Origin of the sequence: Streptomyces sp. NPDC093097 (assembly GCF_044754325.1) — a bacterium.
Taxonomy (GTDB): Bacteria; Actinomycetota; Actinomycetes; order Streptomycetales; family Streptomycetaceae; genus Streptomyces.
Genome location: NZ_JBIVOW010000014.1, coordinates 104,943 through 123,172, shown reverse-complemented (window position 1 = coordinate 123,172; position 18,230 = coordinate 104,943). Strand labels below are relative to the sequence as shown.

Sequence of the window (18,230 nt, the reverse complement as noted above, 5' to 3'; positions counted from 1 at the left end):
GGGGTGTGCCGGACGTAAAGCGAAGCAGTCCGGCACACCCCTACCGCCCCACAGACCCGGCACCGCGGCCGACAACGCCCCGCGCAGCGGCAACGCACCGCACCCGACAAGCCCCGCGCAGCGGACAAGCGGCAAGCGCCGCAGGCGCAAAAGACAGCAACCCCCGCGGCGGGGGAGCCAACAACGTGGGAAGCAAGCCCAGGGCAAGCGTCACGTCAGCGGAGCCGGACCGCCACCGTCACCACCGCACCGCAGCGGCCCCCGCAGCCGCAGTTGGGGCAGCAGCCGTGCGGTGAAGCGCCGTTGCAGCAGCCGGCGGCCGGACTCCTCCGCCGGCGCCTCCGCCCCGCCGTGACCGGCGGTTTCCGGGTTCAGCACGGCCGTGCTCCTCCCTCGGTCGCTCCCGTCGCCGGCCAAGGTGCCGCCGTGGTGACGGGCCGCGGCGGCGTCCGGTGCCGCCCGTGGTCGCAGGGCACCTTGACGAGGTCCCGGCAGTCCCGGCGCACCGCCCCGTCGTCGGCACGGCCGACGGCAGCGCGGTTCCCGGTGTGCAGGTGCGGGAGGTGTCGGGGGTGCTGGGGGCGTTGGAGAGGGAGGAGGCGGCGGCTAGCGGTGTGGTCGGCAGCCATCGGCACAGCAGCTCTCTGTCTCCCCCGCGGCCCGTCCCGTCGCCGGCGATGTGCGCTCACTGTAGGCAGCCGCCGACCGGCCCGCAACGAGGCACCGGCCGCCGTACGCGCCGGTCAGTCGAGGATCTCCAACGGGTCGCCGATGCGGAGCGAGCCGGTCCCGCGCGGGATCAGGTTCTGGCCGAACACCAGCCGGTCGTCGATGCGGCGGTGGCGGGCGAGGGTGCGCAGCGGCTCCTTGCCGCGTGCGGCGGTGCGCTGGTCGACCGTGGTCACCATGCAGCGCCCGCTGGGCTTGGCCACCTGGAAGACCACCTCGCCGATCCGCACCCGGCGCCAGTCGTCCTCCGCCCAGGGGGCGGTGCCCTCGACGACCACGTTGGGCCGGAAGCGGTTCATGGGCAGGGGGCCCTCATCGGCGTGGTCGCCCTGGGCGATGAGGGAGTTGAGGGCGTCCAGTGACGCGGAGGTGGTCAGCAGCAGCGGATAGCCGTCGGCGAAGCTGACCATGTCGCCGGGCTCGGCGTGCCGCGGGTCGACGGGGCGGCGCTTGTCGGGGGCGTCCATGTGCACCAGCCGGCATGCGACGCCCAGATACGTGCTCCACCATGCGGCCGCCTCCGGGCCCGCGGGCACCGCCTCGACGACATCGGCGAAGACCTCGACCGGAACCGTGGCCACCGGCTCGGGCGCCTCGACCGCCAGCGGCGGCATCCCGGGCGCGGTCAGTCGCAGACCGCCGCCCGGCAGCCCCTCAGCGTGCACCAACGCCAGCCTCGGACGCTGGCGTTGGGTGAACTGCCGACCCGCCGTGTCGACCACCAGCCAGCGCCGGTCCCCGGCGAGCCCCCACGGCTCGACCACCGCTTCGCCGGGTGCGGATCCCGCAACGGCCTTGAGCGGATAGACGTGCAGCGACTGGACCTGTGGCTTCGGCATGGACCCATCTTGCCAGTCGCTTCGGACGTGCGGACGAACCGCGGGTCAGTAGCCGCGCGGGTACTGGCGGCCGTATCCCTGGTCGTCGAACGGCGAGGCCGGCCGCGGCGCGACCGGTCGCATCGCCTCGTAGCCGGTGCCCGCGCCCGGCGCCGGGCGCGGGGGCTGCTGCGGGGGCTGGTAGCCGCGGGTCCCCGCCTGCTGCGGGATGGACGGCGCCGGGGTGTGCTGCAACGGGGCGACCGGCTGCGCCGCGGCACCCGGATACCCGCCGCCCGAGGGCGGCGGGGAGGACGCGGCCGGCAGCGCGGGCAGCGCCGAGGGCAGCGCAGGCAGCGAGGGGGAACCGAGGTCCCAGGGGGACGGGTTCACCCGGATCGGGGCGATCTGCGGGGTACCCCGCTCTGCGACGAGACTGTCGTAGATGGGGGTGTCCGGGAAGGAGGGCGAAGCGTAGTAGCCGCCGCTGTAAGTGGAGCGGGGGGAGGTCATACCTCATAAGTTAAGCCCACGATGTGTCGAATGGGGAGCCTGGACCCTGGGTTGTTTTCCGTGTTCGGAGCGGCTCTGGTGCCCTAATGTGAGCGAACTCGTGAAAATCGGTCGCGAACGCCCGTAGGGATCGTGTAAAGACCCCGTTTCCGGTAGTTGAACGTCGGGCGATCAGGGGCGTTCCCGGCCAAGTAGGTTGGTGGCGGCCGCAGCTGACGGGGCACGAGGGAAACCACGACGACAGGAGGGTGCGGCGATGTCGATGCTCAAGGGTGGCAACGTGCCGGTCCTGGCGCCGGCGGTGCGGGTGGAGGTGGCCTGGCAGCCGGCCGCCGGGACGCCGGACGTGGACGCCTCCGCGCTGCTCCTGGCGTCCGGACGGGTCCGCGGCGACGCCGATTTCGTCTTCTACAACCAGCCCGTGCACGCCTCGGGCGCGGTGCGCCACGAGGGCAAGCGGCCGGCCGCCGGGACGGTGACCGACACCCTCCGCGTCGACCTCGCCGCCGTCGAGCCGGCCGTCGAGACCGTCGTGCTGGCCGCCTCCGCCGACGGCGGCGGCTTCGGCGCCGTCCCCGGCCTGTCCGTACGCGTCCTGGACGCCGGCAGCGGCGCCGAACTGGCCCGCTTCGACAGCCGGGACGCCACCACCGAGACCGCCTTCGTGCTCGGCGAGCTCTACCGCCGCCAGGGCGGCTGGAAGTTCCGCGCCGTGGGGCAGGGCTACGCGACCGGACTCGCGGGACTGGCAACGGACTTCGGAATCAGCGTGGCCGACGGACCCGCCGACGGACCCGCCCCCACGCCGGCCGCCGCGCCCGCTCCGCCGCCTCCCATGGCGCCGCCCGCGCCCCCGGCCGGGCCCCCGGTGGCGTCTGTTCCCGCCCCGTTCGGCCGGCCCGAGCCGGCCGCGCCGGCCCCCGTCCCCGTCCCCGCCCCCGGTCCCGTCCGGCTGACGAAAGTCACCCTGACCAAGGACGCCCCGGCCGTTTCGCTGACGAAGCAGGGCGGCACCTCCGGTGTCCTGCGGGTCAACCTCAACTGGAGCGCGGCAGGCGCCGGCAGCGGCCGCGGCCGGAAACTCGGCCGCAAGGCGATGGCGGCGCTGGGTGCGCGCGGCGCGCTGCTGCCGCCCTCCGGCGACCTCGACCTCGACCTGTGCGCGCTCTACGAGTTCACCGACGGCTCGGCCGGTGTGGTGCACCCGCTCGCCGGCGCCTTCGGCGACCTGCACGCCCCGCCGTACATCCAACTCGACGGCGACGACCGCACCGGCGCCGTCGCCACCGGCGAGAACCTCACCGTCAACCTCGACCGCCAGGCCCGCTTCAAGCGCATCCTGATCTTCGTGACGCTCTACGCGGGCGCCCGCAGCTTCGAGGGCCTGGGCGCCACCGTCACCCTCCAGCCGCAGCACGGCGCCCCGGTGGAGTTCGCGCTCGACGCCTGCACGGTGCCGGCCACCGTCTGCGCACTGGCCCTGATCACCCACACCGGCGGCGAACTCGTCGTCCAGCGCGAGGCCCGCTACCTCGTCCCCGAGCCCGGCGTCAGCCCCCAGCGCACCGTCGACCACGCCTACGGCTGGGGCCTGACGTGGTCCCCGGCCAGCAAGTGAGGCCGGGTTGATCCGTCAACTTCCGTCCGATGAGCGGGAGTTGACCGTGCGTCGCCCTAGGCCGTGTATCGAAAACGCTGTTCGCGGTGCTCATCGGTGGCTGCGGGCGGCGCTGGATACACGGGTCGGGAGTAGTACGCGTCACCTCTCCAGCCGTGCCGTTGAACACGTTCAACGCGTCTGGCAAGGTATCTCTCCAAGGCCCACTCCTCGGTTGGCCGATGCGGGCTGAGAGTGGGGGCCTGGTGGCGGGCGGAAGCAGGCTGCGTGCGTGGGGGACTGCCGTCGGTAGCTTGATCGTGGTTTTGGCTGCTCTGACGGCGTGCGCTGGCCCTTATCAGTACTACGAGGGAACAGGGATCCACGACACCACGGCGGCCGAAGTCGCTGGGGGCTGGGAAAACGTCGAGGGAACCCGCGTGGTGCTTCGCAAAGGCGGAACGGCTCTTTTCGAAAAGCTCGACGGGCAGGACTTCGACTTCGAGGACGGCTGGCGCCTCTCCGGTACGGGTACCTGGCAACTGGCTGACGACGACGGCGGACAGGTCGTCCGACTCGCGCTGGCAGCCCGGACCCGAGTGGAGAGCCGTTCCTCCGTGACCGCTACTGACGCCTCGACTCCTGAACCCCCATCGACATACGCGTGGTCCTTCTACGTGGACCGCGATCAGCACAACGAGTTGAAGCTGTTTTTCTTCTATGGCGACCCCGACATCGGGAAAACATACGTGATGAGGCGTGAGACAGGGTCATAGCCATTCGTTGACCGCTGCGACCAGCACAGTCGCCTCGTAGCGGACCGCGAGCTTGTCGTAGCGCGTGGCGACAGCGCGGTTCCTCTTGAGGCGATTGATCGCGCATTCGACCGCATGGCGCTCACGGTAGTCGACCGGGTCGAAGCGCGGCGGCCGGCCGCCGCGGGAGCCCAGCTTCTGGCGGTTGCGGGCCTGGTCGGCCTTGTCTGGGATGGTGCAGCGGATCCCGCGGCGGCGCAGGTAGGCGCGGTTCTTGCGGGAGGCGTACGCCTTGTCGGCCCGCACGCGGTCGGGGCGGACGCGTGGTCGGCCCGGCCCGATGCGGGGGACGCGGACTTTCTCCAGTACGGGTTCGAACTGCGGCGAGTCCCCGCGCTGCCCCGCGGTCACCACGATCGACATGGGCTTCTGGCCCTGCTCGACGGCCGGGTGCAGCTTGGTGGTGAACCCGCCGCGCGAGCGTCCCAGTCCGTGATCAACGGGCTCGGTAAACACGCCGCCCGGTGGTTCCTTTTGCAGGTCACCCTGCTTGCGGGCCCCGGCAGCATGCTGGTGGGCGCGGCAGACCGTGGAGTCGACGCTCAGGTCCCACGTGATAGCACCTTCCGCGTCGGCCAGGGACTGGAGCCGGGTGAGGATTCGGCGCCAGGTGCCGTTCCGCTGCCATCGGCGGAACAGGTCGTAGATCCGTCCCCACGGCCCGTACTCAACGGGCACGTCCCGCCACGGAACACCGGTCCGGATCCGGAACCGTATGCCGTCGATTAGCTGGCGCCGAGGCCAGACGGGCGGCCGCCCCGCCCTCGTGCCCTTCAGCAGCAACGGCTCCAGCGCCGTCCATTGCTCGTCCGTGAGATCTCCCCGCCCATGGCCTGAGATCATTCATCGCTCAAGATCCACTTTCGATACACGGCCTAGTACTGCAATCACAGTTGTGCGCCGGATGTGATTGAGTGTCCGGGTCTGTGGATCTTGGTGTGAGTCAAGTCGATTCCTGGCGTGGGGTGTTGGAGGGATTGCACGGGCGGTTCGCGTCGCGGTTTGCCCGCTCGGAGCCGCGGGGTCGGGCGTTGGCGTATATGGCCGGGCTGGTCGCGCCGTTGGAACGCAAGAACGGCTGGTCGCTGGCGGAAAGAGCAGGCGAGGCGCATCCGATTGGGATGCAGCGACTGCTGGGCGAAGCCGACTGGGACGCTGACGGGGTCCGCGACGACGTCCGTGACTTCGTCGTCGAGAGCATCGGCGACAAGAACGCGGTGCTGATCGGTGACGACACCGGGTTCCTGAAGAAGGGCACCAAGTCAGCCGGCGTGCAACGGCAGTATTCCGGCACCGCCGGCCGCACAGAAAACTGCCAGATCGGCACCTTCCTGGCCTACGCCTCGGGGCGGGGGCGGGCGTTGATCGACCGGGAGCTGTATCTGCCGAAGTCCTGGACGGACGACCGGGAGCGGTGCCGGGCGGCGGGCATCCCGGACGAGGTGCCGTTCGCCACGAAGATCGAGCACTTCCAGGCCATGCTCCAGCGTGCCCTGGACGCAAAGGTGCCCTTCGCGTGGGTGACCGCGGACGAGGCATACGGGCAGGTCAAGCGGCTGCGGTACTGGCTGGAGCAACGCGGTGTCGCGCACGTGCTGGCGACCAAGGTCAACGACACCGTCATCACCACCCACGGCTCAGACATCCGGGTCGACTCCCTGGTGGCCAGCCTGCCGCGGCAGGCGTGGAAGCGCCTGTCCGCCGGCCCGGGCGCCCGCGGACAGCGGTTCTACGACTGGGCCCGGGTGCCGATCCGGATCTGGTGGGAGAACGGCTTCGGTCACTGGGTGCTGGCCCGCCGCAGCCTCACCGATCCCACCGAGATCGCCTACTACGTCTGCTACGGCCCGGTCGGCACCCGGCTGAGGGACCTGGCCCGGGTGGCCGGGGCCCGCTGGCAGGTGGAGGAAAGTTTCCAGGCCGCGAAGAACGAGTGCGGCCTGGACCACTACCAGATCCGCCGCTACGACGCCTGGTACCGGCACATCACCCTGTCCATGGCCGCACTCGCCGCACTGACCGCCATCCGCGCCCAGGAACTGGAAAAGGGGGCAGCGATCTTGGACAAAACCACCTGATCCCCCTGTCCGTCGCGGAGATCCGACGCCTGATCGGACTCATCTTCCGCCCACAACACCTCACCCCGGCCCACCATCTGCGCTGGTCATGGTGGAGACGACTCAGCCAGACCCGGTCCCGGCTCAGCCACTACAAACGCCGAGGCCAATCCCCATAACTGTGATTGCAGTACTAGGGGGCTCCGTAGGTGCGGCCCTTCCAGGCCGCGCCGCGTCCGCGGTAGTGCTGGACGGCCGAGTCCACGGTCATCAGGAGGTAGAGCAGGGCGGTGAACGGGAGCAGCGGCGCCGCCCACGGGGGCTGCCGGTAGTAGCGCAGCATCGGCAGGAACGTCCCGCACATCACCGCCCAGGCCGCGCCGCCCGTCGCCGCCGCCACCGGATCGCCGGCCGCGAGGCCGGCCACCAGGGCGGCCGGCGGCGCCAGGTAGACCAGCGCCAGTCCGAGGACGGTGCCCAGCAGGACCGGCGGACGGTGCCGCAGCTGGGCGTAGGCGCTGCGGGACACCATCCGCCACAGCTCCGCCAGCCCCGGATACGGCCGCACACTGGAGACCCGGTCCGCCAGTCCCAGCCACACCGTGCCGCCGGAGCGCTGTACCGCCCGCGCCAGCGCCACGTCGTCGATCACCGCGTGCCGGATCGCCTCGGGGACGCCCGCCCGCTCCGCCGCCTCCCGCCGCAGCAGGACGCATCCGCCGGCCGCCGCCGTGGTCCGGGCGCCGGGGCGGTTGACCCACCGGAACGGGTAGAGCTGCCCGAAGAAGTACACGAAGGCCGGCACGATCAGCCGTTCCCAGGAGGTCGCCACCCGCAGCCGGGCCATCTGCGACACCAGGTCCAGCCCCGCGGAGCGGGCCGCGGCCACCAACTCCCGCAGGCTGTCCGGCTCGTGGGCGATGTCCGCGTCGGTCAGCAGCAGGTACTCGGGCGCCGAACGCTCCCGTGCCAGGGCGATGCCGTGCCGGACCGCCCACAGCTTGCCGGCCCACCCCGGCTCGGGCTCACCGGGCGAGGCGACGGTCAGCGGCAGCCCGCCGCCGTCGGCCGCCAGCGCCCGGGCGAGCGCGCCGGTGCCGTCCGTGCTCCCGTCGTCGATCAGGAAGACCTCGGCCCGGCCCGGGTACTTCTGCGCCAGCAGCGTCGGCAGGCTCGCGGGCAGCACCGCCGCCTCGTCGCGGGCCGGCACCACCACCGCCACCGACGGCCAGCGCTCGGGATCGCGGCGGGCCGGCAGCCGGACGTCGGTCCGCCAGAAGAAGCCCTGTCCCAGCAGCAGCCACAGCCAGGCCAGCAGCGACCCGGCGCCGATCCACTCCATCGCTTCCACGGCCGCAGTCTGCCCCACCGGGACCGCCGCGGACCGGTGCCCGACACGCGTCGTCGGGCGTCCGCCCATTCCGGCTCCTTCCCGGCCCGGTATGACAAGCGGGACGGACCGTTGAGTAAAGTGTCCGGGTGAAGATCGCGCTGCTTGACTCCGGAACGGGCCTGCTCCCGGCGGCCGCCGCCGTACGGCGCCTGCGGCCGGACGCGGATCTGGTCCTCTCCACCGACCCCGACGGCATGCCCTGGGGCCCGCGGACGCCCGAGGACGTCACCGCCCACGCCCTGGCCGTGGCCCGGGCCGCCGCCGCGGAGCGCCCGGACGCACTGATCGTGGCCTGCAACACCGCCTCCGTGCACGCGCTGCCCGCGCTGCGCGCCGAGCTGGAGCCGGACATCCCCGTCATCGGCACCGTCCCGGCGATCAAGCCGGCCGCGGCCGGCGGCGGCCCGGTCGCCATCTGGGCCACCCCCGCCACCACCGGCAGCCCGTACCAGCAGGACCTGATCGCCCGCTTCGCGCAGGGGGTGGCGGTCACCGGCGTGCCCTGCCCGGGCCTGGCCGACGCCGTCGAGCAGGCCGACGAGGAGGCGATCGACGCCGCGGTGGCCGCCGCCGCCCGGCTCACCCCGCGGGACATCCGGTCCGTCGTCCTGGGCTGCACCCACTACGAGCTGGTCGCCGAGCGCATCCGCGCCGCCCTCCAGCAGCCTGGCACCCCGTCCCTGGTGCTGTACGGCTCCGCCGACGCGGTCGCCGCGCAGGCACTCCGCCGGATCGGTGCCGAACCGGCCCCCGCGGCCGCCCCGACCGGCACCCTCGGCGTGCTGCTCAGCGGCCGCCCCGGCACGCTGCCCGACCCGGTCCTGGCCTACGCGGAGGGCCGGCTGCTCGCCGGCGCCGTCCCGGCCGCCCCGCGCACCGCATAACGCCCAAGGCGGCGTCCGGCCCGACCCCGGCGCGGCCCTGGGCTCCGCCCGCCCCCGCTCCCGTCCGCCGGGTGGGCCGCGGGAGTGTGACGCCGGGGCCCGCGGTGCGAAGGCGCGTACCCTGCGTTCCATGAGGGACCACCCCCACGAGGGGGCCGCAGCCCCCGAGGAACCCGCCGGCGGGGACGGCGTCCCGGCCGGCGGCTCCCATGCGGAGATTCCCGCGGTCTGGCACGGCAGCGCCACCAACCGCGTCCAGTGGCTGCTGGCCGTCATCGGCGCGGCCTGCCTGGCGCTGGGCATCGACCTCGCCGTGAACAGCACCTGGACCTCCGGCCTGGCCCCCCTGGTGATGGCCGTGGTCGGCTGTGTCGCGGCCGGGCTGCTGGTGCTCTTCGGCACCCTCGCCTTCGTCCACGTCGCGGTCCGGGTGGACGACGACGGCCTGGAGGTGCGCTGCGGCCACATGGGAGTGCCGCGCCGCCGGATCCCCCTGGACACGGTCGTCGGCGCCGACTTCGTGCCCCGCGTCACCCCGCGCCAGTGGGGCGGCTGGGGCTACCGCTGGCGTCCCGAACAGGGCACGGCGGTGGTCGTCCGCCGCGGCGAGGCGCTGCTGCTGCGGCTCGGCGACGGGCGCACCTTCACCGTCACCGTGGACGACGCCCAGGGCGCGGTGGCCTGCGTCCGCGAGCGGCTCCGGCTGCGCCGCTCGGCCTCGGCGGCGTAGGGGCGGCGCGGACCGGTCCCGCAGCGCGGCGCCCGCGCGGCCGGGACCGACCCCGGTCGACGGGCCTCCGGGGCCCGTCCACCACGGTGCGGCGGGGGCCGGCCGGCGCGTCCCGTAGGGTCGGGCCATGGCGACTCCCGAATTCATCCGCGACCTTCGGACCGACATCGGCACCAAGCTGCTGTGGCTGCCGGGGGTGAGCGCGGTCGTCTTCGACGACGCGGGCCGGGTGCTGCTCGGCAAGCGGGCCGACACCGGCGGCTGGTCGGTGATCGGGGGCATTCCGGAGCCCGGTGAGCAGCCCGCCGAGACCGCGGTCCGCGAGGTGTACGAGGAGACCGCGGTGCGGGCCGTCCCCGAGAGCGTGGTCCTCGTCGAGACCATGCCGCCGACCCGTTACCCGAACGGCGACGTGTGCCAGTTCATGGATGTGACGCTGCGCTGCCGCGCGGTCGGCGGCGAGGCGCGGGTCAACGACGACGAGTCGCTGGAGGTCGGCTGGTTCCCCGTCGACGCCCTCCCGGAGCTGGAGGAGTACGCGCTGAGCCGGATCAAGAAGGCGCTGGAGGCCGGCCCGACGTGGTTCCGCGGCGCGGCGGAGACGCCCTGAGGCGGGCTGCCGGCTACAGCTCGGTGGTCGACGGCTCGTTCATGGGGAGCGAGGGATCGCCGGGCGGCTCGGACCCGTCCGGGGAGCCGTTGGGGCCGGTGCCCTGACCGGCCTCCTCGGTGTGCATCTCCCGTTCGCCGCGGCGGCATTCGGTGATCCAGGTGCCGGTCGGGCCGCCGTCGTAGTGGCAGGCCCAGCCCCGGACCGTCAGCGATCCGCCGGGGCCGCCCTCCTGCGGCGGCGCCCGCAGGAAGAACTCCTTCATCACCGCGCGGGCCTCGCCGCAGCCCACCGTGCCGTCCGCACCGGGGTCGGCGAACAGCGCGACGTCGTGTGCCTGTCCCAGCGCGTCGGCGAGGGCGCCGCAGCTCACCGGCTGGCCCGGGATGGTGGGGGAGGCCGTCGGCGCTTCCGGCGCGCCGTACGGGGCCGCGCCCGGGTCGGAAGCGGACGAGGTGCCCGGTGCGTCCCCGCGGCCGTCCCCGACCTCGCAGCCGGCGGCTGCCAGGGCGAGCAACACGGTCGGCACGGCGATGAGCCTGCGCATGTCGGCCTCCTTGTGGCGGCGGTGCACAGCCGGCCCGCCGCGTCGTTCGACGCCAGGGTCCCCACCGACGGGTCGGGGCCGGGTCCGCGGCGTGACCCATCGGACAGACCGTAGGAGGCCGGCCGGGGCGGGGCGATCCGGGGCGGCCGTTCGGGTGACCCGTGGGACGTCGCCCGGCGTCCCGGAACGCCGTGCCGGCGCGGGCTCCGCTGCGCTCAGGCCCAGATGACCGTGACCTTCCCGTACGAGGACTTCCGCCCGGCCCGCCGCGAGCGCGCACCGGACACCGCGGCGCCGCCCTTCGGACGACGACGGGAAGGTGGCGAACGACAGGTCCTGGAACCGGCGGAGCTCGCCGGGGCGGTGGCATGCCGGTGCACCCCGCGGGCGTCGTTCGTCGTTCGTGACGGGCGCTTCGCCGGCTCTGGGCGGGGGTCGGGGCGCGCGCTGAGCGGCGCGCGGCACCGAGGAGCCGTCGACCGGCCCCTCGCCGAACGTGCCGAAGCCCGGGGCGAGTTCGAGTTCGCCGGGCGGTGCGTGGTGGATGTGCCGTCAGCGGCCGGGTGCGGGATGTGTTGCGGAAGGGGTGCGCTCGGCCGCTGTACGGGTGTGCGCGTGCGTCAGGCGGACGCGTAGACGCGGTTGGCGAATTCGGCGACCTGGGTGTCGGAGAGGTTCTTGGCGAGGTTGGCCTCGGTGATCATTCCTACCAACTGGTGGCCGCCCTTGACGTCGATCACCGGGAGGCGCTTGATCCGGTGCTGCTCCATGGTGCGCAGGACCTCGCCGGCGTCCGCGTCGGCGTCGATCCAGTGGATCTTGCTCTGCATCGAACCGGCCTGCACCGTCGCCGGGTCGATGCCCTCGGCGCAGCACTTGATGACGATGTCACGATCGGTGATCATCCCCGTCAGCTTGTTGTTGTCACCGCAGATGGGCAGCGCGCCGACCTTCAGGTCCCGCATCATCTGCGCCGCGTTCTCCAACGACTGGTGCGCGCCGACGCATTGCACGCCGCCGGTCATGATGTCCCGGGCTCGCAGGTTGCCGGCCATGATTCCTCCCGCTGTCGCAGCGTTCGTGTTCTCGTGCCTCTTCGGGTTCTCGGGCTTCCGCTTCTTCCACTTCTTCGGACTCTTCGGATCCTGCTCCGTGTTGGTCGCAGGGCGTCCGCGCGGCGCGCAGGGCGTGCGCAGGGCGTCTTTTCTTCGATGACACCACGGATGGCGCAAGGTCGCTTCCGGGGCCGGGGCGCTGCCGGTCCCGGCGAAATCCCCTTGCCGCACGGCCGTGATGCGGTGCAGGCCGCACCTGCTGCCCCACCCGGGAATCGGGCATATCGTTCATAGTGTGGTAGGGCGTCGAGGGGCGGAGTCCCTGGCACCGGCACCTCGATGCGCTCCGCGGCCCCGCGCCGCGCATCCGCCCACGCGGCCGCTCGACGCCTCCGCTCCGTGATTCCGCTTCGTGAATCCCCGCACCGAAAGAAGGGTTCCGATGCATGCTGCGCTCAGCTCCGCCGAACTCGCCAAGCTCCGCCGGCAGCGGCCCTATCCGGCCGTGTCGGTGCTGTTGCCCACGCACCGCCGGGGGCCGGACAACGCGCAGGACCCGGTCCTGCTGCGCAACATGATGGCCGAGGCCAAGGAGCGGCTCCAGGACGATCCGGAGGTCTCCAGAGAGCGACGGATCGACGTCACCGAGCAGTTGGACCGGGCGGCGGCGGAGGTCGATCTGGCCCACGCCGAGGAGGGTCTGGTGCTCTTCGCGGCGCCGGGGGAGCACCAGGTGTGGTCGATCAGCCGTACGGTCCCGGCCCGTGTGGTGCTCTCGGACACCTTCCTCACCCGCAACCTCGTCGCCGCGTACGCCGCCGAGCACCCCTTCTGGGTGCTGGCGCTCTCCGCCGACCGCGTCAGCCTGTGGAGCGGCGCGATGGACCGCCTCACCGAGGTGCACCACGGCAGCTTCCCGCTGACCCGCAGCCTGGCCGACCCCGATCCCGAGGACCAGTTGCAGGTGGGTGACGTGCCCAGCACCTTCCGCAGCGAGCACACCCGCAAGTTCCTGCGGGAGGCGGACACCGCACTGGCGGCCGTCCTCAAGACCGACAACCGCCCGCTGTACGTGGTCGGCGAGCCGGTGGCGCTCTCGCTGTTCGACGACGCCGGCACGATCGTGCGGGGCAGCGCGGGCACCAAGGGCGCGGTGACGCAGGTGCCGCAGACGGGGCTGGCGGCGGGGCCGCCGGACGCCCTCTGGCAGGCGATCCGCCCGTACGCGGAGAAGCGTTCGCAGTCCGAAGTCGCCGAGGTGCTGGCCGAACTGGACCGGGCGCGCGGCCGCCGGACGTTCGCCGCCGGCGTGGACGAGATCCGGCAGCACGCCCAGGACGGCCGGGTCGCCCTGCTGGCGGTGGAGGAGAACTACCGGGAGACCGTACGGGACACCGGTGAGCACCTCGTTCCGGCCGAGTCCGGTGAGCGGGGCGCGGTCGACGACATCGTGGACGACATCGTCGAGCGCTCGCTGGACACCGGTGCGGAGGTGCGCTTCGTCCCCGACGGCGCGCTCGCCGAGGAGGGCGGGATCGCGGGGACGTTGCGGTACTAGGGCGCTTCTGACGGATTGGTGGCGGACCAACGGCGGCCGGCGCGGGGGGCGTTGGCCGCCGTTGCGTTCCGCCGTATGCGGTGGTCCGCTTGCGGTTCGGTCGGATCCGGGCTTACGCCGGCAGCAGGTGGAAGTAGTGGGTGAACCAGTCGCGGGCGAGGGCGGCGACCTTGTCCAGGGCGCCTCGTTCCTCGAAGAGATGGGTGGCGCCGGGGATGATTTCGAGCTTGTTCTCGCAGCTCAGTGCCGACTGGGCCTGGCGGTTGAGGTCCAGGACCAGGGTGTCGGCGCCGCCGACGATCAGGAGGGTGGGGGCGCGGACGGAGGTCAGCAGTGAGCGGCCCGCGAGGTCGGGGCGGCCGCCGCGGGAGACCACGGCGCTGATGTCCGCGTCGGGGTAGGCGGCGGCGCGCAGCGCGGCCGCGGCGCCGGTGCTGGCGCCGAAGTAGCCGATCCGGCCGCGCTCGCGGGCCCGCAGCCAGCGGGTGGCGTCGGCCAGCCGTCGGGCCAGGGTCTCGATGTCGAAGACCTTGGCCCGGTCGGACTCCTCGGCCGGGGTCAGCAGGTCGAACAGCAGGGTGCCCAGGCCGGCGCGGTTCAGGGTCGTGGCCACCGCGCGGTTCCGCGGGCTGTGCCGGCTGCTGCCGGAACCGTGGGCGAACATCACCACCGGCCCGCCCGGTACGGGCAGCGTCAGGTCCCCGGTCAGCCGGACCGGCCCGGCCTCGATCCGCACCTCCGCCTGACCGCCGGCCTCGCGGGCCGTCCGCGCGCGGGCACCGGTGGCCGTCGCGCCGGTCCGGTGGGCGGCGCCGGCCGCGGCCTGGGACAACAGGGCGACCACCTCGTCGTCCGAGGTCTGGGAGAAGTCCTCGTACCACTCGCCCACCGCGGAGAACGCGAAGGGGGTGGAGAGGCAGACGAACTCGTCGGCCAGGGAGCGCAGCCGGTCCGCGGCGTCCGGCGGGGCCACCGGGACGGCCAGCACGACCCGGGCCGCCCCTTGGGCGCGGACCACCTGACAGGCGGCCGCCGCGGTCGATCCGGTCGCGATGCCGTCGTCGATGACGATCACGGTCCGGCCGTCGAGCGGCAGGCGTGGCCGGCCGGTCCGGAACCGCTCGGCCTGGCGGGCCAGTTCGGCCTCCTCGGTGCGCTGCACCGCGTCGACGTCGTCGGGACCGACCCGGCCGCGGCGGATGATGTCGTCGCTGAGGACCCGCACACCGCCCTCGCCGATCGCGCCGAAGCCCAGCTCCCGTTGGTAGGGGACGCCGAGCTTGCGGACCACGATCACGTCGAGCGGGGCGTGCAGCGCCTCGGCGACCTGATAGGCCACCGGGACGCCGCCGCGGGGCAGGCCCAGGATGACGGGGTCTTCGTTTGCCACGTGGCGCAACGCCTCGGCCAGTCGCCGTCCGGCGTCCGCGCGGTCAGTGAACAGCACAGTGTGCACCCCCTACCCAGGGGAGATGGAAGCGACGTCCACACCTAGGTCCGGCATAACCCCGGCGGCGGGCGTTGTGCAAGTCGGTCGCAGTGCCGCTGGTCAGTGGGCGGGTGGGGGCGGCGCGGCCGGTGCGGGGACCGGTCGGTCCGGGGCCAGGAGGGACGCGATCCGCGGGACGGACCACCGTGGGTGCACGCCCGGGCACGCGGCGAGATGCGTCGCGGTCCGGTGCGGGGTCCAGCCGTGCGCGGCGCTGATCCCGGCGGCGATGTGGCGGAGGTAGGCGGCGGAGGGCGGGTTCGGGGGGACGTCGGTGCTGCGCCAGGGGGCGGTGAAGGTCAGCACCGGGTGGCCGTCGAGGCGGCCGGCGCAGACCAGCGTCTCGTAGCGGCCGGGGCCCAACCGGGCGCGGCCGTGGGTGAGGACCGGTGTCAGGTCGAGGTCCTGGACCGGGTCGCGGTACATCTCCTGGGAGGCGATGTCGGAGAACTGAGAGAGCGTCAGGAGATAGGCGTGGGCGGGGAGTTCGCCGTCCGCGTCGGGGTCGTAGAAGGCACGGCCGCCGGTCCAGACCGCCGATTCGGTGGCGAAGTACAGCCGCCCGCGCAGGAGCACGGGTGCGCTGCGCAGGGGACCGCGGGGGTCGCGGCACCCGGGGAAGTCCCGCAGCCCGCCCGGTGGGCGGCCCCCGGTGAGGTAGTGGGTGAGCCGCTCGGGGTGGGTGTTGGAGCCGTACGCGGCGTACCAGACGTGGGTGACGGCGGACGGGAGCGGGGCGTTCCCGGCGGCGTCGAAGGGCTCCAGGGCGCGGGGCGCGGTCACCTCTTCACGGTAGCGCCCGGTGTGCGCCGCCCGGCAGGGGCCGCGGTCCGGCGGGGGCCGCGGTCCGGCGGGGGCCGCGGTCCGGCCGCGGGAGCGGTGGCGGCGTCGCGGGCGCACGATGACCGTAATCGAGACGGTGCCCGCCGGGCGACGGTGAGGCGGAACGACGGAACGACGGAAGGACGGAAGGACGGAAGGACGGAAGGACGGAAGGACGGAACGACGGAAGGGCGGAACGACGGAACGACGGAACGGCGGAAGGGGGCCGGGGCGCATGGCCGGGAAGCGGAGTGCCGGGCTGCTGTTGTACCGCAGGGGTGCGGACGGCGGCATCGAGGTGCTGTTGGCGCATATGGGCGGCCCGTTGTGGGCGCGCCGGGACGCCGGTGCCTGGACGGTGCCCAAGGGGGAGTACGTGCCGCCGGAGGAGCCGCTGGCCGCCGCCCGGCGGGAGTTCGCCGAGGAGCTGGGGGCGGCGCCGCCGGCGGGCCGCCATGTGCCGCTGGGGGACGTCCGCCAGTCCGGCGGCAAGGTGGTGGCGGTCTGGGCCGTCGAGGGCGACCTCGACCCGGACCGGATCGCACCCGGCACCTTCGAGATGGAGTGGCCGCGCGGCTCCGGGGAGGTCCGGAGCTTCCCGGAGATCGACCGGGTGGCGTGGTGGCCCCCGGAGCGGGCGCGCGGGCTGCTGATCACGGCCCAGCGGGTGTTCCTCGACCGGTTGGCGGAGCGGGTGGGCGGGGGCGGTGACGGGGCTGGTGGGGACGGCTGATCGGGCCGCTCGCGCCCCGGTGCGCGCCCGTCGCCGCGACCCGCGCCGGTCCGCGTACGCCGGTGACACGTCGGTGGTGCGGCACGCCATGGCGCTTACGCTGGACGGCATGAGCTCGGAAATGCGGTCATTGGCGGTCACCGCACTCGTCGAGGAGGACGAGTGCGCGGTACTGCGCGTCAGCGGGGAACTGGACCTCCGCACCGAGCAGGCGTTCCTCGCCGAGGCCCGGTCCGTCGTCTCGGCCGGGCACCGCTTCCTCGTGCTGGACCTGACCGCGCTGCGGTTCTGCGACTCCCGGGGGCTGAGCTGCCTGCTCGCCCTGGAATGGCTCTGCCGACGCATGGAGGGCCGGCTCCTCCTGGCATCCCTGGGCGTACGGATGCTGAAGCTGCTGGTCGGTACGCAGTCCCTCGGGGTCTTCTCCTGCTATCCGACGGTCGGTCATGCCCTGGCCGCGGTCCCGCTCGCCAGCCGCCCCGTGTGGCCGCCGGCCGCGGACGCGGAGCCGCCGGACGCGGACCCCTCGGCCGCGGATCCCACGGGCGCGGACCCCTCGGCCGCGGACTCCGCGGACCCCGCGGACTGACGCGGCCGGTGGCAGGCCGCGTCAGGTCTCACGCCTGCGAGCGAAGCGCCGCCGGCCGGACGGTCTGCCTCCTGCGTGTGACGTTCGGCCCGCCGGACACCGTCTCCGGGTCCGCCGCGGTCCCTGTTTCCGCCTCCGGGCCTGCCGCTGCGCCCGCTTCCGCCCCCGGGCCCGCCCCGGTGCGTGCTTCCGTCTCCGGGCCCGCCCCGATCCCCGTTACCGCCTCCGGCCCCGCCCCGGTCCCCGTTTCCGCCGCCGCGCCCGCCCGCAGTGCGGTGATCAGTGCCGTCACCGAGGGCCGGCCCCTGGCGGCCGCGCCGACCGCGACCACGATGTGCCGCTCGACGGTCTCCCGCAGCGGCACCGCCACGATCCCCTCCGACCGCAGCCGCAGCATCAGCCCCGTCAGCGGCGCCACCCCCAGTCCGGCCCCCACCATCGCCAGCGAGGTCGCGGTGTCCGTCACCTCGTGGACCACCCGCGGTTCACCGCCGGCCCGCCGGCAGGCCGTCCGGATCGCCCGCCCGTAGTACGAGCCGGCCGGCGGCAGGATCCAGTCGTACGCCGCGGCCGCGGCCAGGGACAGCGGGGCTCCGTCGGCCGCCCGGGGCGCCCGCCCGGCCGGCACCGCCAGCGAGAAGCGCTCCGAGCGCAGCCGCACCACCTCCACCGCGCCGTCCCGGTCCAGCGGTGCGTCCGGGTAGTCCAGCCCGAGCGCCAGGTCCACCCGCCCGGCCCGCACCTCCGCGTACGCCTGGTCCACGTCCACCTCGCGGCCGACCACCCGCACCGCGGGATGCCGTACGGCCAGCCGGTGCAGGGCCGGCGGGAGCAGCATCGCCGCGGCGGTCCCGAAGACCCCCAGCCGCAGTCGTCCGCTCACCTCCGCGCGGGTCCGCTCCAGGGCGGCCACCGCCTCGGCCTGCGCCGCCAGGATCCGCTCCGCGTGCATCGCCAGGGTCTGCCCGGCGTCGGTCAGTTCCACCCGGCGGCCCGCCCGGCAGACCAACTCGGTGCCGGTGGCCCGCTCCAGTGCGGCGATGTGCTGGGAGACCGCGCCCGGCGTGTAGCCCAGTGCCGCGGCCGCCGCGGTCATCGTGCGGCTCCGGGTCAGCTCCAGCAGCGTCCGCAGCGGCACCCCCGGCAACTCCACGGCCGGACCCTACCCACCGGCCACCGGTGCCACCCCGCGCCGGGCGACAGACGGGAAGGTGACGCCAGGCCCTAAACCCGCGGAGCCCCACACCTGCTGATAGATCACCTCCAGCGACTCTGCATGGACGGCCGACCA

General features: G+C 73.7%; 19 protein-coding genes. 9 read left to right on the top strand and 10 right to left on the bottom strand.

Annotated features, from left to right (window positions below; genetic code table 11):
* Positions 1-210 precede the first annotated feature (210 nt).
* The 3 genes from ACIQE0_RS23785 to ACIQE0_RS23775 form a co-directional block, all read right to left on the bottom strand.
* Positions 211-378, bottom strand: a complete 168-nt coding sequence (locus ACIQE0_RS23785) for a hypothetical protein (RefSeq protein ID WP_402335560.1) — start codon at positions 376-378, stop codon at positions 211-213.
* Positions 379-743: 365 nt separating this feature from the next.
* Positions 744-1,568 (bottom strand): MOSC domain-containing protein, encoded by an 825-nt coding sequence (locus ACIQE0_RS23780; RefSeq protein ID WP_402335558.1) that lies wholly within the window; start codon positions 1,566-1,568, stop codon positions 744-746.
* A 45-nt stretch (positions 1,569-1,613) separates the two neighbouring features.
* Complete coding sequence (locus tag ACIQE0_RS23775; RefSeq protein ID WP_402335555.1) at positions 1,614-2,060, bottom strand: DUF6643 family protein; 447 nt, start codon at positions 2,058-2,060, stop codon at positions 1,614-1,616.
* 256 nt (positions 2,061-2,316) lie between these two features.
* Here ACIQE0_RS23775 and ACIQE0_RS23770 point away from each other — a divergent pair, with 256 nt between their 5' ends.
* Positions 2,317-3,678, top strand: a complete 1,362-nt coding sequence (locus ACIQE0_RS23770) for a TerD family protein (protein ID WP_402335552.1) — start codon at positions 2,317-2,319, stop codon at positions 3,676-3,678.
* A gap of 86 nt (positions 3,679-3,764) precedes the next feature.
* A complete protein-coding gene (locus ACIQE0_RS23765; protein ID WP_402335549.1) occupies positions 3,765-4,433 on the top strand; it encodes a hypothetical protein in 669 nt (222 codons plus the stop codon).
* On the opposite strand, the gene ACIQE0_RS23760 is transcribed toward ACIQE0_RS23765, so the two are convergent.
* Positions 4,428-5,315 (bottom strand): IS5 family transposase, encoded by an 888-nt coding sequence (locus ACIQE0_RS23760; RefSeq protein ID WP_402335546.1) that lies wholly within the window; start codon positions 5,313-5,315, stop codon positions 4,428-4,430. The genes ACIQE0_RS23765 and ACIQE0_RS23760 overlap by 6 nt on opposite strands.
* Before the next feature lie 95 nt (positions 5,316-5,410).
* Here ACIQE0_RS23760 and ACIQE0_RS23755 point away from each other — a divergent pair, with 95 nt between their 5' ends.
* Entirely contained in the window at positions 5,411-6,550 is a 1,140-nt protein-coding gene (locus ACIQE0_RS23755) for an IS701 family transposase (RefSeq protein WP_402335543.1), read from the top strand.
* Positions 6,551-6,722: 172 nt separating this feature from the next.
* Here ACIQE0_RS23755 and ACIQE0_RS23750 read toward each other — a convergent pair whose 3' ends face one another.
* Positions 6,723-7,871 (bottom strand): glycosyltransferase, encoded by a 1,149-nt coding sequence (locus ACIQE0_RS23750; protein WP_402335760.1) that lies wholly within the window; start codon positions 7,869-7,871, stop codon positions 6,723-6,725.
* 137 nt (positions 7,872-8,008) lie between these two features.
* Between ACIQE0_RS23750 and ACIQE0_RS23745 the strand changes: the two genes are divergently transcribed.
* The 3 genes from ACIQE0_RS23745 to ACIQE0_RS23735 all read left to right on the top strand — a co-directional run bounded on the left by ACIQE0_RS23745 (position 8,009) and on the right by ACIQE0_RS23735 (position 10,146).
* Entirely contained in the window at positions 8,009-8,806 is a 798-nt protein-coding gene (locus ACIQE0_RS23745) for a glutamate racemase (protein ID WP_402335540.1), read from the top strand.
* A gap of 130 nt (positions 8,807-8,936) precedes the next feature.
* The gene (locus ACIQE0_RS23740; RefSeq protein ID WP_366334376.1) at positions 8,937-9,536 is read left to right on the top strand and encodes a hypothetical protein; all 600 of its coding nucleotides are present in this window, start codon (positions 8,937-8,939) and stop codon (positions 9,534-9,536) included.
* Positions 9,537-9,663: 127 nt separating this feature from the next.
* The gene (locus tag ACIQE0_RS23735) at positions 9,664-10,146 is read left to right on the top strand and encodes an NUDIX domain-containing protein (RefSeq protein ID WP_366334378.1); all 483 of its coding nucleotides are present in this window, start codon (positions 9,664-9,666) and stop codon (positions 10,144-10,146) included.
* Positions 10,147-10,159: 13 nt separating this feature from the next.
* On the opposite strand, the gene ACIQE0_RS23730 is transcribed toward ACIQE0_RS23735, so the two are convergent.
* Positions 10,160-10,693, bottom strand: a complete 534-nt coding sequence (locus tag ACIQE0_RS23730) for a hypothetical protein (RefSeq protein ID WP_402335535.1) — start codon at positions 10,691-10,693, stop codon at positions 10,160-10,162.
* A gap of 620 nt (positions 10,694-11,313) precedes the next feature.
* Positions 11,314-11,748, bottom strand: coding sequence for a CBS domain-containing protein (locus tag ACIQE0_RS23725; protein WP_366334382.1), 435 nt, complete (start codon positions 11,746-11,748; stop codon positions 11,314-11,316).
* A 442-nt stretch (positions 11,749-12,190) separates the two neighbouring features.
* Here ACIQE0_RS23725 and ACIQE0_RS23720 point away from each other — a divergent pair, with 442 nt between their 5' ends.
* On the top strand, positions 12,191-13,306 hold the full coding sequence (locus ACIQE0_RS23720; protein ID WP_366334384.1) for a chemotaxis protein: 1,116 nt from the start codon (positions 12,191-12,193) through the stop codon (positions 13,304-13,306).
* Positions 13,307-13,418: 112 nt separating this feature from the next.
* Here ACIQE0_RS23720 and ACIQE0_RS23715 read toward each other — a convergent pair whose 3' ends face one another.
* Positions 13,419-14,753, bottom strand: coding sequence for a phosphoribosyltransferase family protein (locus ACIQE0_RS23715; RefSeq protein WP_402335532.1), 1,335 nt, complete (start codon positions 14,751-14,753; stop codon positions 13,419-13,421).
* 102 nt (positions 14,754-14,855) lie between these two features.
* Positions 14,856-15,578 carry a histone deacetylase gene (locus ACIQE0_RS23710; RefSeq protein WP_402335529.1) on the bottom strand — a complete coding sequence of 241 codons (723 nt, stop codon included), beginning with the start codon at positions 15,576-15,578 and terminating at the stop codon, positions 14,856-14,858.
* Between the two features lie 274 nt (positions 15,579-15,852).
* Between ACIQE0_RS23710 and ACIQE0_RS23705 the strand changes: the two genes are divergently transcribed.
* Positions 15,853-16,350, top strand: coding sequence for an NUDIX domain-containing protein (locus ACIQE0_RS23705; RefSeq protein ID WP_402335526.1), 498 nt, complete (start codon positions 15,853-15,855; stop codon positions 16,348-16,350).
* Positions 16,351-16,459: 109 nt separating this feature from the next.
* Complete coding sequence (locus ACIQE0_RS23700; RefSeq protein ID WP_366334391.1) at positions 16,460-16,939, top strand: STAS domain-containing protein; 480 nt, start codon at positions 16,460-16,462, stop codon at positions 16,937-16,939.
* A gap of 28 nt (positions 16,940-16,967) precedes the next feature.
* Here ACIQE0_RS23700 and ACIQE0_RS23695 read toward each other — a convergent pair whose 3' ends face one another.
* Positions 16,968-18,092: a LysR family transcriptional regulator gene (locus ACIQE0_RS23695; protein ID WP_402335523.1), complete on the bottom strand. Its 1,125-nt coding sequence runs from the start codon at positions 18,090-18,092 to the stop codon at positions 16,968-16,970.
* Positions 18,093-18,230 lie beyond the last annotated feature (138 nt).

Excerpts from the sequence above, each read along its gene's own strand:
- ACIQE0_RS23780 (WP_402335558.1), bottom strand. The coding sequence starts at position 1,568 with ATGCCGAAGCCACAGGTCCAGTCGCTGCACGTCTATCCGCTCAAGGCC.
- ACIQE0_RS23775 (WP_402335555.1), bottom strand. The coding sequence starts at position 2,060 with ATGACCTCCCCCCGCTCCACTTACAGCGGCGGCTACTACGCTTCGCCC.
- ACIQE0_RS23770 (WP_402335552.1), top strand. The coding sequence starts at position 2,317 with ATGTCGATGCTCAAGGGTGGCAACGTGCCGGTCCTGGCGCCGGCGGTG.
- ACIQE0_RS23760 (WP_402335546.1), bottom strand. The coding sequence starts at position 5,315 with ATGATCTCAGGCCATGGGCGGGGAGATCTCACGGACGAGCAATGGACG.
- ACIQE0_RS23750 (WP_402335760.1), bottom strand. The coding sequence starts at position 7,871 with ATGGAGTGGATCGGCGCCGGGTCGCTGCTGGCCTGGCTGTGGCTGCTG.
- ACIQE0_RS23740 (WP_366334376.1), top strand. The coding sequence starts at position 8,937 with ATGAGGGACCACCCCCACGAGGGGGCCGCAGCCCCCGAGGAACCCGCC.
- ACIQE0_RS23735 (WP_366334378.1), top strand. The coding sequence starts at position 9,664 with ATGGCGACTCCCGAATTCATCCGCGACCTTCGGACCGACATCGGCACC.
- ACIQE0_RS23730 (WP_402335535.1), bottom strand. The coding sequence starts at position 10,693 with ATGCGCAGGCTCATCGCCGTGCCGACCGTGTTGCTCGCCCTGGCAGCC.
- ACIQE0_RS23725 (WP_366334382.1), bottom strand. The coding sequence starts at position 11,748 with ATGGCCGGCAACCTGCGAGCCCGGGACATCATGACCGGCGGCGTGCAA.
- ACIQE0_RS23720 (WP_366334384.1), top strand. The coding sequence starts at position 12,191 with ATGCATGCTGCGCTCAGCTCCGCCGAACTCGCCAAGCTCCGCCGGCAG.
- ACIQE0_RS23705 (WP_402335526.1), top strand. The coding sequence starts at position 15,853 with ATGGCCGGGAAGCGGAGTGCCGGGCTGCTGTTGTACCGCAGGGGTGCG.
- ACIQE0_RS23700 (WP_366334391.1), top strand. The coding sequence starts at position 16,460 with ATGAGCTCGGAAATGCGGTCATTGGCGGTCACCGCACTCGTCGAGGAG.